Below are 16486 nucleotides of genomic sequence, written 5' to 3'. Positions count from 1 at the left end.
GATCCTACGGAAGGGGCCCGCGCCGCACGGCGCGGGCCCCTTCCGGTGGGACGGCGGGTGGGGCGTGATCCCAGGGACGCGCCCTCCCGGAGCCGTCCGGTCGATCGAGCCGGGCGCACGATCGACCGGGCAGGTCCTAGTCGAGCGAGGCGGAGAGGCCGCTCGCGGAGCGGCAGTAGCCCTGCATCTCCTTGTTGGTGATCTTGCCGCAGAGCCGGCCGGCCGCGCCGGCGTCCGTGTAGTTCACCGTGTAGTAGCTGACCAGTCCCTCGGCGCAGGCCTTGCGCTGCCAGCCGTCGGCGGCGGTCGCGCACTGCTGGGCGGCCCAGTCCTCGCGGTCCAGGTTGTACTTCATGGTCCGCGAGCCGACGCCGCGGCTGCAGTCGACGGCGCCGCCGGAGGCCTTGCCGGCCAGGCACCACTTCAGGGCGTCGGCGTAGACCTCGGGGTGGTTCGGGTAGTCGTGCGAGGAGAGGTAGAAGGTCGGCGCGTAGAAGAAGCAGGCGGGCTGGAACAGCGCCGGCTGGTCCTTGCACGGGTAGAGCGGGTCCTGGGCGAGCTTGTCGGCGGGCAGGTTGGCCTTCGCCTTCTCGTCCTCCTCGTCCGGGCCGAAGAGCTGCATGAACAGGCCCTCGGAGCAGCGGATCCGGTTCTGGTCGGTGGTGAACTTGCTGCACAGGTCGCGGGCCTTGGCCACGTCCTGCTTGGCGACGAACATCGTGCCGTGGCCGACACCGTGGATGCACGGGCCGCTGTTCTTGGGGGCGCAGAGCTTCAGCAGGTCCACCTCGGGCTGCTGGGAGGAGTTCAGCATCTCCTCGACCGCGCCGTGCAGGTAGCCGGCCGCGCAGGTCTCGTGCGGGAAGGAGATGACCTTCTGGAAGTCGGCGTTGAACCGCTTGACCGCCGCGTGCCCGAGCTCGTGTGCGATCGGGTGGCAGAACCGCACGGTGTACGGCAGCTGCTTGGTGATCCTGTCGAGGTCGGCCAGCGCGACGCCGGGGTCGGTGGCCTCCATCTCGGACATCAGCTTGTTGCGCAGCGTCGAGCGGGTCCACACCGCCGGATCGCCGGTGGGGGTGGCGCTCGCGCCGGTGGCGGTGGTGCCACCGGAGGGCGGTGCGCCCGAACCCGTCACGCCGGTGGCCGCCGGAGCCGCGGCCGCCGAGGTGGTCGAAGGCGTCCAGTCGGTGACGGCCACCGAGCCGAGGCCCAGGACGCCCAGCAGCAGGGCGGTGAGAATCGCGAACGCTCGCGGTTGCATGACGGAGATCCCCCGGCGGATCGATGCGGACGGTTCGCTCCCCATCCTGACGGCACGAGGGTCGGATTCCGTGTTTTCGGCCGCCATTCGGGAGGTGTCGGCGACGCTACCGCACGTCGCGGCGGTCGACCGAGGCGGGATGGCCCGGGGCGGCCGCCACCCGTACGGCGGCATCCGGCCGCCGTACGGGCTGAGGTCCGGTCAGAGTTCCAGCTCCACCCGGTACTCGGTCAGCCAGGCGTCGAGGTCCAGGGCCAGGTCGACGCCGAGCCGGACGGACTGCGGGTCGGTGTCCGGTGCGAGCGCGTCGGCGAGCGCCCGCCGGTCCAGCAGGCCGAGCACGGGCGCGCTGCCGTCGTCGGCGAGGGCGGCCAGTTCGGCCCGGAGCAGTGCCGGGTAGTGCGGGTCCAGGACCACCGGGTACGGGGCCTTGGGCCGCTGGGCGACCTCCTCCGGCAGCATGTCCTTGACGGCGGCGCGCAGCAGGCTCTTCTCCCGGCCGTCGAAGGTCTTCATCCACCAGGGCGTGTTGAAGACGTACTGGACCAGCCGGTGGTCGCAGAACGGCACCCGGACCTCCAGGCCGTTGGCCATGCTCATCCGGTCCTTGCGGTCCAACAGGATGCAGACGAAGCGGGTCAGGTTGAGGTAGGAGATCTCCCGCATCCGCCGCTCCAGCGGGTCGGCGGCGGGCAGGTGCGGTACCTCGGCCAGCGCCTCGCGGTAGCGGGCCCGTCGGTACTCGTGCACGTCGAGCTTGGCGACCAGGCCCGGGTCCAGCAGCTGCTCGCGCGGCCCGGCGCCGGCTCCGGCGAGCTGGCTCAGCGCGCCCGCCCACGGGAAGTCGTCGGCGGAGACCAGCCGCGGGTCGTGGAACCAGCGGTAGCCGCCGAACAGCTCGTCGGCCGACTCGCCGGACAGCGCCACGGTGGAGTGCCGGCGCACGCCCCGGAAGAGCAGCAGCAGCGAGATGTCCATGTCGCCGAAGCCGCCGGGGACGTCCCGGGCGCGCAGCGCGGCGGCCCGCTCGGCCGGGTCGGTGAGTGCGCGCGCGTCCAGCTCGATCACGCTGTGGTCGGCGCCGACGTGCCGGGCGAGCAGCCGGGCGAACGGGCCGTCCGGAGTGGACCGGACCTCGTCGGCCCGGAAGTGCTCGCTCTGGCCGGTGAAGTCGACGGCGAAGGAGCGCACCGGGCCGGCCCCGGCGGCGCGCAGCGCCCGGGCGGCGAGCGCGGTCACGGCGCTGGAGTCGAGGCCGCCGGAGAGCAGCGAGCAGAGCGGCACGTCCGCCTCCAGCTGGCGGTGGACGATGTCGTCGAGCAGGGCCCGGACGGTGGTCACCGTGGCGTCCAGGTCGTGCGGGTGCTCACGGGCCTCCAGTGCCCAGTAGCGGCGTACCGAGACGCCCTCGCGCCGGATCCGGACCACGTGGCCCGGCCGGACCTCGGCGACGCCCCGGTAGACGGTGCGGCCGGGCGACTTGGTGACGGCGAACATCTCCCGAAGCCCGTCGAGGTCGACCACCGGCCGGACGGAGGGGTGGGCGAGCACGGCCTTGGCCTCCGAGCCGAAGACCACGCCGTGCCGGGTGAGGTGGTAGTAGAGCGGTTTGACGCCCATCCGGTCCCGGACCAGCAGCAGTTCCTCGGTGCGGGTGTCCCAGACGGCGAAGGCGAACATGCCGTTCAGCCGCTCGGCGAGCCGCTCGCCCCACTCCAGGTAGGCGCGCAGGACGACCTCGGTGTCGCTGCGGGTGCGGAAGCGGTGGCCGGCGGCCTCCAGCTCGGCCCGCAGCTCGCGGTGGTTGTACACCTCCCCGCTGTAGGTGAGGCCGGCCAGCACCCGGCCGTCGTGCTCGACCGTCATGGGCTGGGTGCCGCCCTCGATGTCGATCACGGCGAGGCGGCGGTGGCCCAGGGCGGCGTGCCGCTCCAGGTGGACCCCGCCCGCGTCCGGGCCGCGGCAGAGCTGGGTGGCCGTCATCGCGTCGAGTACCGGCCCTTCGACGGTGAGGTCGCGGTCGAAGGCGACCCATCCGGTGATCCCGCACATCAGCAAGCCTCCGGTTCTTCCGAGGCGCGTCCGCGGAGGGCGCGCCTCTCCGATGCGTATGCGAAGAGTCACGCTACGTGTCGAGCCGGTGTCGCTACAAGGGGCCGGCAACGGTCCGGGTGTGGGCGCCGGGGCGCGGACTGGCCGACCCTTGACCTGAATGCGGCAAGTCCTGCCCGAATTCGGGCAGGATCTTTGATCTCCACGTCCTTCCCGGCCTAGAGTCCCGAGTTGTGTCCAGCGCTCCCGCTTCCTCGCACCCTCAGTCCCACCCGCACGAGGAACTGCTCGCCCACCTCACCCGGACCAGCCCGCTCGGGCCCCGGGAGGCGGCGCGGGTGGTGGCGGAGGTCCTGGCGTACTTCTCCGAGACCGCCGAGGAGTACGTCCGGCGCCGCCACGGCGAGCTGCAGGCGCGCGGCCTGACCAACGAGAAGATCTTCGCCCGGCTCGCCGAGGAGCTGCCGGCCCGGCGCGTCGCCGCGCCCGGGCTCTCGGCCCGCCAGCTGCGCCGGATCGTCTACGGCTGACCGGCGTCCCCGCGCCGGCCGCACCCGACCTCCGGGGGCGGCCCCGCTGCCCGGTCCTCCCGCGTCACCCGGAGCACCCGCTCCTCCCACACCACTCCAGAAGGAGTCCACCCAGATGTGCGGAATCGTGGCCTACATCGGCCCCAAGGACGCGACGCCCTTCCTGCTGGAGGGTCTCGCCCGGCTGGAGTACCGCGGCTACGACTCCGCGGGCGTGGCCGTCGCCGGACGCACCGGCGGCATCAAGGTCCGCAAGGTCAAGGGCCGGGTCGCCGACCTGGCCGCGGCCGTCCCGGCCCGGTTCAAGGGCGGCACCGGCATCGGCCACACCCGCTGGGCCACCCACGGTGTGCCCAGCGACGCCAACGCGCACCCGCACCAGGACAACGCGGAGCGGATCGCCGTCGTCCACAACGGCATCATCGAGAACGCCGACGAGCTGCGCGCCCGGCTCACCGCCGAGGGCGCCGTCTTCCGCTCCGAGACCGACACCGAGGTGCTCGCCCACCTGATCGCCGCCCACGCGACGGAGGGTGTGGAGCTGGAGGAGGCGGTCCGCGCCGCGCTCGGCAAGGTGGTCGGCACCTACGGCATCGCCGTCCTGGACGCCGAGCAGCCCGACCGCATCGTGGTGGCCCGCAACGGCAGCCCGATCGTGCTCGGCATCGGCGAGAAGGAGATGTTCGCCGCCTCCGACGTGTCGGCCCTGGTCCGCTACACCCGCCAGGTCGTCCACCTGGAGGACGGTGAGCTGGCGACCGTCCGCGCCGACGGCTTCCGCACCTTCACCGAGGACGCCCGCACCACCCACCGCCAGCCGTCCACGGTGGACTGGGAGATCGACTCCTACGACACCGGCGGTTACGAGCACTTCCTGCTCAAGGAGATCCACGAACAGCCCGGATCGGTCGAGCGCACCCTCAGCGGCCGCCTCGACGAGCGCTTCGCCACCGCCCACCTCGGCGGCCTCAACCTGGACGCCCGCGAGCTGCGGGAGATCCGCCGGGTGAAGATCCTCGGCTGCGGCTCCGCCTACTACGCGGGCGAGATGGGCGCCCAGCTGATCGAGGAGCTGGCCCGCATCCCCGCGCACAGCGAGCCGGCCTCGGAGTTCCGCTACCGCAACCCGGTGATCGAGGCGGACACCCTCTACATCGCGGTCAGCCAGTCCGGCGAGACCTACGACACGCTGGCCGCCGTCCAGGAGGTCAAGCGCAAGGGCGGCCGGGTGCTCGGCGTCGTCAACACCGTCGGCAGTGCCATCGCCCGCGAGTGCGACGGCGGCATCTACCTGCACGCCGGCCCGGAGATCTCGGTCGCCTCCACCAAGGCGTTCACCTCCACGGTCATCGCCTTCGCGCTGCTCGCCCTGCACTTCGGCCGGATCCACGACCTCTCGCCCGCGGACGGGCGCCGCATCGTGGCCGCCCTCAAGGCGCTGCCGGACCAGATCCGGGAGGTCCTCGCGCAGAGCGACACGATCGCCGGACTCGCCGCCGAGTACGCCGACTCCGAGGGGATGATGTTCATCGGCCGGGTCCGCGGCTACCCGGTGGCCCGCGAGGGTGCGCAGAAGCTCAAGGAGATCTCCTACGTCCACGCCGAGGCCTACCCGGCCAGCGAGCTCAAGCACGGCCCGCTCGCGCTGATCAGTCCCGAGCTGCCGACCGTCGCGCTGGTGCCCGACGACGAACTGCTGGACAAGAACCTCACCACCCTCGGTGAGATCAAGGCCCGCTCCGGCCGGGTGCTGGCCGTCGCCCACCGCGCGCCGGAGGCCAAGCTGGCCGACCACTGCATCGTCGTCCCGAAGAGCGAGCCGGAGCTCGACCCGCTGCTGCTGAACATCCCGCTGCAACTGCTCGCCTACCACGCCGCGGTCGCGCTGAAGCGGGACGTCGACAAGCCGCGCAACCTGGCGAAGAGCGTGACGGTGGAGTAGACGGTGGAGTAGGCGGCGTCCGATCGCCGAGGGAGGGCCGGTCCCGGACGGGGCCGGCCCTCCGTGCACCCAGATGCTTGACTTTGCCAACCATTCGGGCCTACCGTCGAGGCAAGTGCTTGATGTTGGCAACTATCAAGCGGCTGAAAATTTCTCGCCGGGAGTACTGTCATGAAGGCCACCACCCACTCAGCCCCCGCCGACCGGGCCGCCGCCGAGCCCGTGGCGGCCCCCGACCCGGCCGCCGTCGTCGCCGGACTGCGCGCCGTCTTCGCGAGCGGCCGGACCCGTCCGCTCGACTGGCGCCGGGAGCAGCTCGCCGGGCTGCGCACCCTCCTCGCCGATCGGAGCGGGGAACTCCTCGCGGCCCTCCGCGCCGACCTCGGCAAGGGTCCCGTCGAGGCGCACCGGACGGAGATCGCCTTCACCCTCAACGAGCTGGACCACACCGTCCGGCACCTCGACGAGTGGGTCAGGCCGAAGCCCGCCGCCGTCCCCGACGCCCTCCGCCCCGCCACCGCGCGGGTGGTCCGGGAGCCGCTCGGCGTGGTCCTGGTGATCGCCCCCTGGAACTACCCGCTGCAGCTCGCCCTGGCGCCCGTGGTGGGCGCGCTCGCGGCCGGCAACGCCGTCCTCGTCAAGCCCAGCGAGCTCGCCCCCGCCACCTCGGCGGCGATCGCCCGGCTGCTCCCGCAGTACCTGGACCCCGAGGCGGTCGCGGTCGTCGAGGGTGCGGTGCCCGAGACCACCGCCCTGCTGGAGCAGCGATTCGACCACATCTTCTACACCGGCAACGGTGCGGTCGGCCGGATCGTGATGGCCGCCGCCGCCCGCCACCTCACCCCCGTCACCCTCGAACTCGGCGGCAAGAGCCCGGTGGTGGTCGACCCGGGCGCCGACCTGAAGGCCACCGCGCAGCGGCTGGCGGCGGGCAAGTTCCTGAACGCGGGGCAGACCTGCGTGGCCCCCGACTACGTCCTCGCCGTCGGCGGCACCGGCCCCGAGCTGGCCGCGGAGCTGGCCGAGGCCGTGCGCGGGCTCTACGGCGAGGACCCGGCCGCCCACCCCGAGTACGGGCGGATCGTCAACGACCGGCACTTCGACCGCCTCGCCGCGCTGCTCGGCGACGGCCGGGTGGTCACCGGCGGCGGCCACGACCGCGCCACCCGCTACATCGCGCCCACCGTGTTGGCCGACGTCCGGCCGGACGCGCCGGTGATGCGGGAGGAGATCTTCGGCCCGGTGCTGCCCGTTCTGGAGGTGCCCGACCTGGACGCGGCGATCTCCTTCATCGCCGACCGGGAGAAGCCGCTCGCCCTCTACGCCTTCACCGCCTCGGAGGCGACGAAGGAGCGGCTGGCCGCGGAGACCTCGTCCGGTGCGCTGGTCTTCGGGCTGTCCGTGTCCCACCTTGCGGTGCCCGAGTTGCCGTTCGGCGGCGTCGGGGAGAGCGGCATGGGCAACTACCACGGCGAGTACTCGATGGCGACCTTCAGCCACCCCAAGGCGGTGCTGGACAAGCCGCTGGGGTGAGGGTGGCGGGGGCGGCGCGTCGCGCGGGTCGGCCGCGGCGCCGTCCCGTGGCGCTGTCCGGGGCGGGCGGTGCAGTCCGGTTCAGTCGTCGGAACTGCGCCGGGCCACCAGGGAGTTGAGAAGCGCGGCGCCCCGTTCCGCGTCGTCCAGACTCACCGCGAACTCCGCCCCCGTGCGGGGGTGGACCACCAGGCAGGAGCCGCCGCGCAGCATCACCGTGGTGCCCGGACCGCTCAGCCGGTAGCCCCAGCCGCCGACCTGGGCGGGGGTGCGGTCCTCGGCGCGGGCCGACTCGATCTGCCCCAGCGGCCAACGGCGGACCGGCCAGCCGAACGGGCCGAAGGAGACCTCCAGGCCCTGGGGCGAGACCACTGCCTGGACGGCGGAGCAGCCGAGCGTTGCCAGGGCGACCACCGCGAGCGGCGCGACGGCCGCCCAGAGCCCGCCGGCCAGGCCGGCCGCGGCGGCGATCGCCAGGGCGGCGGCGGCCGTACCGGAGACGGCCGCGGTCAGCCGGAGCCACGGGTTGACGGTGCGGGAGAGCCAGGCGAAGCGCTCGCCGTCGGGGAGGGCGAGGTGCGGACCGGAGGCCGGGTCGGCCGCCGGGGCTCCGGCCGGGGCGTCGGGCGGGGCGGCGGTGCGCCGCGCGGCCAGGTGGCCGAGCACCCCGGCCGCCGCCGCGGCGAGCAGGACGAAGGCGACGTCCAGGCCGACGCCGTCGGCGTCCCTCCAGTCGGCGCGGTCGAGGTTGGCGTGCACGATCGAGGCCTGGGCGCCGATGAGCAGGACGCCGCCCGCCGGCAGCACCGTGGCGTACCACAGCCGCCGCATCGACGCGCCCAGTGTCCGGGCGGTCAGGGCGAGGGAGAGCGCCAGCGCGGTCCAGAGCGCCGCCGGGCCGAGCGTCGCCGCCCAGAACGGCATGGAACCGTCCGGGCCGCCGCCGGACCAGTGGGTGGCGAGCCGCCCGGGCAGCCGGCCGGCCGCCACCTGCGGCAGGGCGAGCAGGGCCGCGAGGACCGCGGCGGCACCCAGTGCGGCGCTCCGCCCGGTGCTCGGCGGCAGGGTGCTCCGCCGTTCGCCGTCCCGCCCGCCCGGTGTTCCGGTCCCCCCGCTGGTCATGGCAGCCTCCTGATCAGTTCCACGAGATCCTCCCTGCTGTAGCCCAGCCGTGCGGCTTCCTCCACCAACTCGGCGGCCCGGCCGGCGAGCTCGGCCCGTCCGTCGGCGCCGCCGGCCACGGTCACGCCCCGGCCCCGGCGGAACTCCAGGACGCCTTCGTCCCGCAGCGCCCGCAGGCCGCGCAGCACGGTGTTGGCGTTGACGCCCAGCGCCCGGGACAGCTCCCGGGCAGGCGGCAGCCGGTCGCCCGGTGCGCACTCGCCCTCGGCGATGGCCCGCCGGATCGCGCCGGCCACCTGCTCGTGCAGGGGCCGGGTGTCGGTGAGGTCCAACTTCAGCAGCATGATGCTATCGACAGTAGCACCATATCGGCGCAAGGTCGCCGGTGCCGACGCTTCCGGGCGGCGGAGCCGCGACACGCCGCGGCCGGGCCGCCGTACGGCTCGAAGGGCCGATCAGTAGTCGACGCTGGGGGCGGTCGTGGTGGAGCCGAGGTCGGGCCGGTCACGCAGTTCGAGGACGGTTCCGTGGGCGGCGAGTTCGAGGACGATCAGCTCGTTGCCCCCTGCGCGCCAGAGCGGCCCGGGGGCGTAGAGGGTGTGCTGCGGGCTGTCGGGGGAGTAGCGGCCGAGCAGGAAGCCGTTGAGCCAGAGCAGGCCGCGGCCCCAGCCGGGCAGGGCGACGAAGGCGTCGCCGGGCTCTTCGAGGTGGGCCTCGAAGCGGTGGAACACCGGGTCCTCGTCGGCGGCCCCGACCGCGGGGTCGAAGGCCAGGGCGGAGAGGTCGGTGAGCGGCAGCGGCCGGATCTCCCAGTCGAACAGCCGCTGTTGACCGTGCGAGACGCCGCGGCCGATGCCCTTGTGGTCGTCCATCAGCGGCCCGTAGTTCACCCGGCCGAGCGCCTCGACCAGGACGTCCAGGGTCGCACCGGTCGGCCCGGTCTCCAGCGGCAGCGTCCGGCCGGGGGCGTTGCGCTCCAGGACGCCGAGCGGCGCGCCGTCGGCGAAGACGTGGGCGCGGTCGCCGATGCCGTCGATCCGCAGCGGCAGCGCGCCCCGCGGCCCGGGGACGCGGGTGCGGTAGTGGATCAGGCCGAGCGACTGGCCGACGCGCTCCATCGGCTCCGGCGCGGCCCGGCGGACCGGGACGGAGAGGGCGTCGAGGGATCCCAGCAGCCGGGCCCGGCCGGTGGGGCCGTCCAGCCGTTGCGGTGCGATCCGCGGCGGCGGCTCCGGCAGTTCGACGTCGGGCAGCGGTACGTACTTGCCGATGACCGCCCGGAAGGCGTGGAACTTCTCGGTGAGTTCGCCGGCCTCGCCGATCGGCGCGTCGTAGTCGTAGCTGGTGACGTCCGGCTCGTGGCCGGCGTCGTACGGGTGGGCGCCGGTGTGGTTGGCGCCGGCCCAGAAACCGAAGTTGGTGCCGCCGTGCGCCATGTACAGGTTGACGGAGGCGCCGGTGGCGAGCAGGTCGTCCAGGGACCGGGCGGACTCCCCGGCGTCGCGGACGTGGTGCGGTGCGCCCAGGTGGTCGAACCAGCCGATCCAGAACTCCATCGCCGTGAGCGGGCCCTTGGGCTGGTGACGGCGGAGCACCTCGAAGCGCTCGGCCGCCCGGGAGCCGAAGGTGGCGGTGGCCAGCAGGCCGGGGATCCCGCCGCCCTGCTGCATGGTGTCCTCGGCGCCGTCGGCGGTGAACAGCAGGCAGTCGACGCCCCGGGCCACCAGACCGTCGTGCAGGTGGGCCAGGTAGGCGGCGTCGTTGCCGTAGCTGCCGTACTCGTTCTCGATCTGGACGGCCACCACCGGGCCGCCCCGGTTCGCGAGCAGCGGCAGGAACTCCGGCACCACGGCGTCGAACCACCCGTCCACCTCGGCCAGGTAGGCCGGTTCGGCGCAGCGCAGCCGCAGGCCGTCGACGGTGAGCAGCCGGGCCGGGAAGCCGCCGAACTCCCACTCGGCGCAGATGTACGGGCCGGGGCGCAGGATCACGTCGAGGTCGTTGGCCCGGGCGAGCCGGAGGAACCGGCCGAGGTCCCGCCAGCCGGTGAAGTCCTTCTCGCCGGAAGGGAGTTCGTGGAAGTTCCAGGGGACGTAGGTGTCGACGGTATTGGCGCCCATGGCTCGCAGCCGGCGCAGGCGGTCGTCCCAGAGATCGGGGTGGATGCGGAAGTAGTGCACCGCACCGGAGATGATCCGGTGCGGTGTGCCGTCGCGGCGGAATCCGCTGTCGTCGTAGTCGAGCATGAAGACCGGCTTTCGGGTGCGGGAGGCGAGGGGGAGCACGGTTTTCGGGCTACCGGGAAGGATAGTTGGGACCTGCGTGCGGCGGGTGCGGTACGCGCGGAGCGGCGACGGCCGTCACCCCCCGCCCGCGGGGTGTTCCCGTGACCGGGCCGGGCCTAGACTGCGGAGCTCGCGCGGTATTACCGGCCGGTAGGGATGGGGAAGTCGTATGGCGGACGAGCGGGTGCACGCTTTCGGGGACGACGCGCTGGGGGAGCACGACGCGGTGGCCCTGGCGGCGCTGGTGAAGGCGCGTGAGGTCAGCCCGGCCGAGCTGGCGGCGGCCGCGGCGGCGCGTGCCGAGCAGGTCGACGCCGCCCTGGCGCCGGTCGCCTTCGCCGCCCACGGCGGCCCGCGGACGGCCCCGGCCGGCGAGGGCGGCGCGCTGTACGGCGTGCCCAGCTACCTGAAGGACAACGTCGACCTCCGCGGGATGCCCACCACGCACGGCACGTCGGCGTTCCGCGCCAAGCCCGCGCGGCGCACCGCCGGGTTCGCCGAGCAGTTCCTCGGCACCGGTCTGGCCGTACTGGGCAAGACGCGGCTGCCGGAGTTCGGCCTCAACGCCTCGACCGAGTTCGCCGAGGCCCGGCCGGTCCGCAACCCGTGGCGGACCTCGCACTCGCCGGGGGCGTCCTCGGGCGGCTCGGCGGCGCTGGTGGCGGCCGGTGTCGTGCCGATCGCCCACGCCAACGACGGCGGCGGCTCGATCCGGATCCCGGCGGCCTGCTGCGGGCTGGTCGGGCTCAAGCCCACCCGCGGCCGGCTGGTGCCCAACGACCAGGGCCGGCGGCTGCCGATCGACCTGGTCACCGACGGCGTCCTGACCAGGTCGGTGCGCGACACCGCCGCCTTCTTCGCGGCGGCCGAGCGTCACCGCCGCAACCCGGGGCTGCCCCCCTTGGGCCTGGTGGAGGGGCCGGGCGACCGCCCGGTGCGGATCGGGCTGGTGGTGGACTCGCCGCTGGCGGTCAGCGACGGGCCGACCCGCCGTGCGGTCGAGCGGACGGCGGAGCGGCTGGAGACGATGGGCCACAAGGTCGTCCCGGCCACGCTGCCGTTCGGCGAGGAGTTCTCCCGGGACTTCACCATGTACTGGGGCTACATCGCGTTCCTGATCGCCACGACCGGCAAGGTGCTCCTGGACCCCGGCTTCCAGGCCGGGAAGCTGGACGGCCTCACCACCGGCCTGCGGCGCTCCTTCCACCGCGAGTTCCACCGGGTGCCCGGTGTGCTGCGCCGGCTCCGCCGGGCCGAGGCGGCGTACGCGGGGCTCTTCCGCGACCACGACGTGATCCTCTCGCCGGTGCTCGCGCACACCCCGCCGCCCATCGGGCACCTGAGCCCGAACGTCGCCTTCGGCGAGCTGCTGGAGCGGTTGAGGCGCTACGTGGCGTTCACGCCGGTGAACAACGTGACCGGCGGTCCGGGGATCGCGCTCCCCGGTGAGGCGGCCGGCAACGGCCTGCCGGTGGGCGTCCACCTCTCGGCGGCGCACGGTCAGGAGCGGGTGCTGCTGGAGCTGGCCTTCGCACTGGAGGCCGACCGGCCCTGGCGGCGGATCCAGGACGACGCGGCCGCGGTCTGAGGGGGCCGGGTCCGAGAGGGGCAGGGTCCGGGAGAGGCGGTACGGCGGTCGGGCGGGTCAGCCCGGGGCGGGGGCCGCGATCGCCCGGGCGGCCCGGACCTCGCGCCGCAGCGGGTCCAGCACACCCTCCTCCCCGTCCGGACCGCCGGCGGCGCCCGGCGCGCCCGCTCCGTTCGGCCCGGCACCTTCGTCCGCCCCGCCGGGCACGGCCTTCCCGGTGCGCAGCGCGCCGGCGAGGTCGTCCAGCTCGCGGGTGATCTCCGCGACCTCCGCCGCGGGCGGCGCCGGCACCCCGTGGTCCGCCCGGACCCGTGTGGCCGTGGTGGCCTCGACGATCCGCTCGACCGCGATCACCAGCGGCCACCAGGCCGCCGCCAGTGCCCCGGTCGGCGGCGGCTCGGTGAGGGCCCGCTGGAACTCCGAGCGCACCGCGGACAGGTCGCGGTAGAGCCGGCGCCGGTGCCGCAGCCGCGCCGGGTGGTCGCGCCCGGGGGCCGTGGCGAAGGCCAGCGAGACGTAGGCCGCCGTGTCCGCGACGGCGTCGGCGAGCCGGTCGCCGATCCGGGTGTGCCAGGACTCCGGCCAGAGCAGGTACCCCGCCACCAGCGAGATCGCGCAGCCGATCAGCGAGTCGTAGAGCCGGGGCAGCACCAGCTGGAACCCCTGGTGGTTGAGCTGGTCGGAGAGCAGCAGGATGACCGGCGTGATCGCGGCGGTCTGGAAGGCGTAGCCCTTCGCCGAGAAGGCCGGGACCAGCGCCGCCAGCAGCGCGAGCGTCGGCACGTCCCACCACCCGCGCGGCACCTCGGCGAGCACCGGGATCGCGATCAGCAGCCCCGCCGCGGTGCCGAGCGCGCGGAGCACGGCCCGGGAGAAGACCGAGCCGAAGTCGGGCTTCATGACGAAGGTGACGGTGAGGGTGACCCAGTACGAGCGGGGTACCGCGATCACCGAGACCAACGCCTGGGCCAGGCCGATGCAGAGCGCGATCCGCAGCCCGTACCGCCAGGACGCCTCCGACACCAGGGCCGCGCGTGCGGTGCGCCGGGCCCGGATCCTGAGCTCTGCGGGCCGGCCCAGGCGGTCGGTGGCGCCGAACGGGTCGGGCGTGTCCTCCTGCATGACCTCGGCCGCGTACCGCAGCGCCCGGTCGACGGCCCGCTCGGTGGGGCCGGTGGGCGGCGGCAGGTCGAGGACGGGGGAACTGCGGCCCGGGAGGGCGGTGGCGGGCGGCCGGCGGCCGGCGGAGCCCCGCTCCACCGCGTCGGCCAGCCGCCGGGCCGCCGCCGGGTAGGCCGGCGACAGCGGGCCCAGCGAGGCCGGGCGCAGCTTCGCCGAGGAGGCCGCCTCCACCAGCGGGATCACCGCGTTGAGCTGGGCGGTCAGCCGGGCGAGCGCGGGGGAGCGGCCGTGCCGCCGGGTGCGGTGGGAGAGCAGCAGGTCGTACGAGCGGTTCAGGGAGAGGGTGACGGCCTGCCGCCGCTCGTCGTGCGCGGGGCCGCCGGCGGCCTCCAGGAACCCGGCGACGCTGCGGTACGTCCCGGCGACCGCCGACCGTTCCGGCACTCCGCCGCGCAGCGGCCAGCCGAACAGGGCGAGCACCAGGACGACCAGGCCGCCGAGGGCGAGCAGCAGCGGCGGCTTCCACCAGGGACTCGGCATCGGGAGGCCGGCGCCGACGACGGCGTTGAGCAGGAGCAGCAGCCCCGACGCGGAGGCGACGGCGCCGATCGAGGAGATCATGCCGGAGACCAGGGCGACGGCCGTGACCACGGTGACGGCCGTCCACCCCTGGCCGAAGACCAGCGTGCCGAGGGTGACACCCAGGGCGCCGAACAGCTGCGGGACGGCGATGTTGAAGAGCCGCATCCGGTAGGCGTCCGCGGTGTCGCCGATCACGGCGGAGAGCGCGCCCATGGATGCCAGCGCGCCGTACGCGGGCCGCCCGGCGGCCATGCCGACCGCCAGCGGTGTCGCCAGGCCGGCCGAGGCCCGCGCGACGGCGGCCCAGGGGATCGCCGCCGGGTGCGGGCGCAGGCCCTCGGCGAGCCAACTGGGTGGTGCGAGCCGACCGGCCCGTGCGCTCCGTGCCACGGTTCCACGCTAGGGCTTGTCCGCCCCCGTCCGGTCGATCCTGCCGGCGCGCGCCGCCGGCGTCCCGCCCACCCGGACGGGTGTCAGTGCGCCGGGACGGCCGGGACGCCGGCGGCGTCGGCCGCCGGCCGGGGTGCGGGGCGGTCGGGGAGCTCGCGCAGCCGGGGCAGCGGGGAGAGGAGCAGGGTGGTGGCGGCGAGCGGCACGGCCGCGGTGGCCAGCCACATCGCGGGCCCGACGCCGAACGCGGTGGCGAGCGCCCCGCCGGCGAGCGCGCCCACCGGGATGGTGCCGTAGTTGAGGAACGCGCCGCTGGCACTGACCCGGCCGCGCAGGTCGGCGGGGACGTAGCCCTGCTGGAAGGTGGCGCGCAGGATGTTGCCGGCCACCACTCCGGCGGCGACGGCGCCCGCTCCGACGACGTAGCAGGCCACGCCGGCGCCCGGCCCGGTGAGCGGGATCAGCAGGGCGAGCGTCGGCAGCCCGAGCTGGAAGAGGAGCATGGCGCGCGCGGTCCCGATCGCGGCGGCAGTCCGGCGGGCCACGGCCGCGCCGACGATGCCGCCGGCGCCGGCCAGGCCGAGCACGGCGCCGACCGCGCCTTCCGAGAGGTGGGCCCGTTCGATCAGGAAGACGATCTGGATCGCCTGGTAGGCCATCAGCACCATGTTGCACAGGGAGCCGTGGAGGACGAAGGTGCGCAGCCACACGTCGCCGGCGATCAGGCGCAGGCCCTGGACGACCTCGCGGCCGAGCGCCCGCTCGCGCGGCGGCACCGGATCCTCCCGGTACCGGATCCGGCTCAGGCAGACCAGCGAGACCAGGAAGGTGGCGGCGTTGGCGAACATCCCGTTGGCCGCGCCCGCCGCCTGGGCGATCAGGCCGCCGGAGCCGAGGCCGGCGAGCTGGGCGGCCGAGCCGCTGCCGTGCAGCTTCGCGTTGCCCTCGGCCTGGTCGGCCGGCCCCACCAGGCCGGGCAGGTAGGCGGTGTAGGCGGTCTGGAAGAAGACTCCGGCGGTGCCCACCAGCAGCGCGACCGCCAGCAGCAGGCCGATGCTCAGCGCGCCCAGCCAGGCCGCCACCGGCACGGCGGCGAGGAGCAACAGGGAGGCCGCTGCGGAGGCCAGCATGATCGGCCGTCGGGGTAAGCGGTCCACCCAGGCGCCGACCGGCAGACCGATCACCAGCCACGGCACCCACGCGGCGGCGCTCAGCAGGCCGATCTGGAAGGTGCCCGCGTGCAGGTCGGCGACGGCGATCAGCGGAAGTGCCACCGCGGTGACCGAGGAACCGAACCGGCCGGCCGTCTCGCCGCACCAGAGCAGCCGGAAGTCCCGGTGGCGGCGGAGCAGCCCGCCGCGTGCGTCGCGGTTCATTCGGCACCTCGCGGCCGGCGCGGGAAGGCCTGGATCTGGACGATGACCGGCAGTGCCGCCGGGTCGGGTTCGGCGTCCGGATCTGGGGCGTAGCGGTTGACGAGTTCGGTCAACTCGCGGTTGAGGGACTTGAGCTGACTCGGCGTCATGCGGAGGTTGCTCCAGTTGGAGAGGGTGCCGGAGTTGCGCCACTCGTCCTCCCACTCCTCGCCGAGGTAGGAGGTGACCCGGTTGAAGGACTGCTGCACCATCTCGTGCAGGTAGAGCGAGAGCGCGCCGCGGCTGTCCGGGTCGTCGCGGAAGTCCACGGTGTCGAGCCGGTTGGACACCGGCACCCGCCGCCACCAGCGCTCGCGCTTGGTGCCGCGGCCGGTCTCCTCCTCGATGAAGCCGTGCTCGGCCAGGTGGCGCAGGTGCCAGCTGACGGTGCCGGTGTTCTCGCCGAGCCGTTCGGCGAGCCGGGTGGCGGTGGAGGGGCCGTCGAGGTTGAGCAGTTCGACGATCTCGATGCGCAGCGGGTGGGCCAGCCCGCGCAGGCTGCGGGCGTCGAGCCGGCGCTCGGGGCGGCCGCCGTGGCGCTGCTCGGTGCGGCCGGGTGCGGCCGGGGGTTCGGGGCGCTCGGTCATGCCGTCATCGTATGTTGCAGAGGTTTCTCTGCATAGGGGAATCTGCAGAGAAACCTCTGCAACATGGGGTGCGG

Annotated in this window: 12 protein-coding genes; 4 read left to right on the top strand and 8 right to left on the bottom strand. The window is 74.4% G+C overall.

The window, feature by feature from the left end; all coding sequences use genetic code 11:
* Positions 1 to 136 precede the first annotated feature (136 nt).
* On the bottom strand, positions 137 to 1264 hold the full coding sequence (locus ACF9IK_RS05420) for a hypothetical protein (RefSeq protein WP_395293092.1): 1128 nt from the start codon (positions 1262 to 1264) through the stop codon (positions 137 to 139).
* Between the two features lie 201 nt (positions 1265 to 1465).
* Complete coding sequence (asnB, locus tag ACF9IK_RS05415) at positions 1466 to 3316, bottom strand: asparagine synthase (glutamine-hydrolyzing) (RefSeq protein ID WP_395293091.1); 1851 nt, start codon at positions 3314 to 3316, stop codon at positions 1466 to 1468.
* Between the two features lie 233 nt (positions 3317 to 3549).
* On the opposite strand from asnB, the gene ACF9IK_RS05410 reads away from it, so the two are divergent.
* From ACF9IK_RS05410 to ACF9IK_RS05400, 3 genes are all read left to right on the top strand, one after another.
* Complete coding sequence (locus ACF9IK_RS05410; RefSeq protein WP_395293090.1) at positions 3550 to 3846, top strand: hypothetical protein; 297 nt, start codon at positions 3550 to 3552, stop codon at positions 3844 to 3846.
* Between the two features lie 115 nt (positions 3847 to 3961).
* Positions 3962 to 5788: a glutamine--fructose-6-phosphate transaminase (isomerizing) gene (gene glmS / locus ACF9IK_RS05405; RefSeq protein ID WP_395293089.1), complete on the top strand. Its 1827-nt coding sequence runs from the start codon at positions 3962 to 3964 to the stop codon at positions 5786 to 5788.
* A gap of 171 nt (positions 5789 to 5959) precedes the next feature.
* Complete coding sequence (locus ACF9IK_RS05400; protein WP_395293088.1) at positions 5960 to 7321, top strand: aldehyde dehydrogenase family protein; 1362 nt, start codon at positions 5960 to 5962, stop codon at positions 7319 to 7321.
* Positions 7322 to 7402: 81 nt separating this feature from the next.
* Here ACF9IK_RS05400 and ACF9IK_RS05395 read toward each other — a convergent pair whose 3' ends face one another.
* From ACF9IK_RS05395 to ACF9IK_RS05385, 3 genes are all read right to left on the bottom strand, one after another.
* Positions 7403 to 8443: a DUF1648 domain-containing protein gene (locus ACF9IK_RS05395; RefSeq protein WP_395293087.1), complete on the bottom strand. Its 1041-nt coding sequence runs from the start codon at positions 8441 to 8443 to the stop codon at positions 7403 to 7405.
* Positions 8440 to 8787 carry a GntR family transcriptional regulator gene (locus ACF9IK_RS05390; RefSeq protein ID WP_313766829.1) on the bottom strand — a complete coding sequence of 116 codons (348 nt, stop codon included), beginning with the start codon at positions 8785 to 8787 and terminating at the stop codon, positions 8440 to 8442. The genes ACF9IK_RS05395 and ACF9IK_RS05390 overlap by 4 nt, the downstream gene beginning before the upstream one ends.
* A 111-nt stretch (positions 8788 to 8898) precedes the next feature.
* Positions 8899 to 10728, bottom strand: a complete 1830-nt coding sequence (locus tag ACF9IK_RS05385) for a glycoside hydrolase family 35 protein (protein WP_395293086.1) — start codon at positions 10726 to 10728, stop codon at positions 8899 to 8901.
* Positions 10729 to 10897: 169 nt separating this feature from the next.
* Between ACF9IK_RS05385 and ACF9IK_RS05380 the strand changes: the two genes are divergently transcribed.
* A complete protein-coding gene (locus ACF9IK_RS05380; RefSeq protein ID WP_395293085.1) occupies positions 10898 to 12316 on the top strand; it encodes an amidase in 1419 nt (472 codons plus the stop codon).
* Between the two features lie 57 nt (positions 12317 to 12373).
* Here ACF9IK_RS05380 and ACF9IK_RS05375 read toward each other — a convergent pair whose 3' ends face one another.
* The 3 genes from ACF9IK_RS05375 to ACF9IK_RS05365 form a co-directional block, all read right to left on the bottom strand.
* Positions 12374 to 14410: an FUSC family protein gene (locus ACF9IK_RS05375; RefSeq protein WP_395293084.1), complete on the bottom strand. Its 2037-nt coding sequence runs from the start codon at positions 14408 to 14410 to the stop codon at positions 12374 to 12376.
* Between the two features lie 83 nt (positions 14411 to 14493).
* Positions 14494 to 15786, bottom strand: a complete 1293-nt coding sequence (locus tag ACF9IK_RS05370) for an MFS transporter (protein ID WP_395293083.1) — start codon at positions 15784 to 15786, stop codon at positions 14494 to 14496.
* Positions 15783 to 16412, bottom strand: a complete 630-nt coding sequence (locus tag ACF9IK_RS05365; protein ID WP_395293082.1) for an ArsR/SmtB family transcription factor — start codon at positions 16410 to 16412, stop codon at positions 15783 to 15785. Before ACF9IK_RS05365 ends, ACF9IK_RS05370 begins: the two co-directional genes overlap by 4 nt.
* Positions 16413 to 16486 lie beyond the last annotated feature (74 nt).

The organism is Kitasatospora hibisci, assembly GCF_043950205.1.
Lineage (GTDB): Bacteria > Actinomycetota > Actinomycetes > Streptomycetales > Streptomycetaceae > Kitasatospora > Kitasatospora hibisci.
Note: the sequence above shows the minus strand (reverse complement) of the source record. Positions and strands in the feature narration are given on the sequence as shown.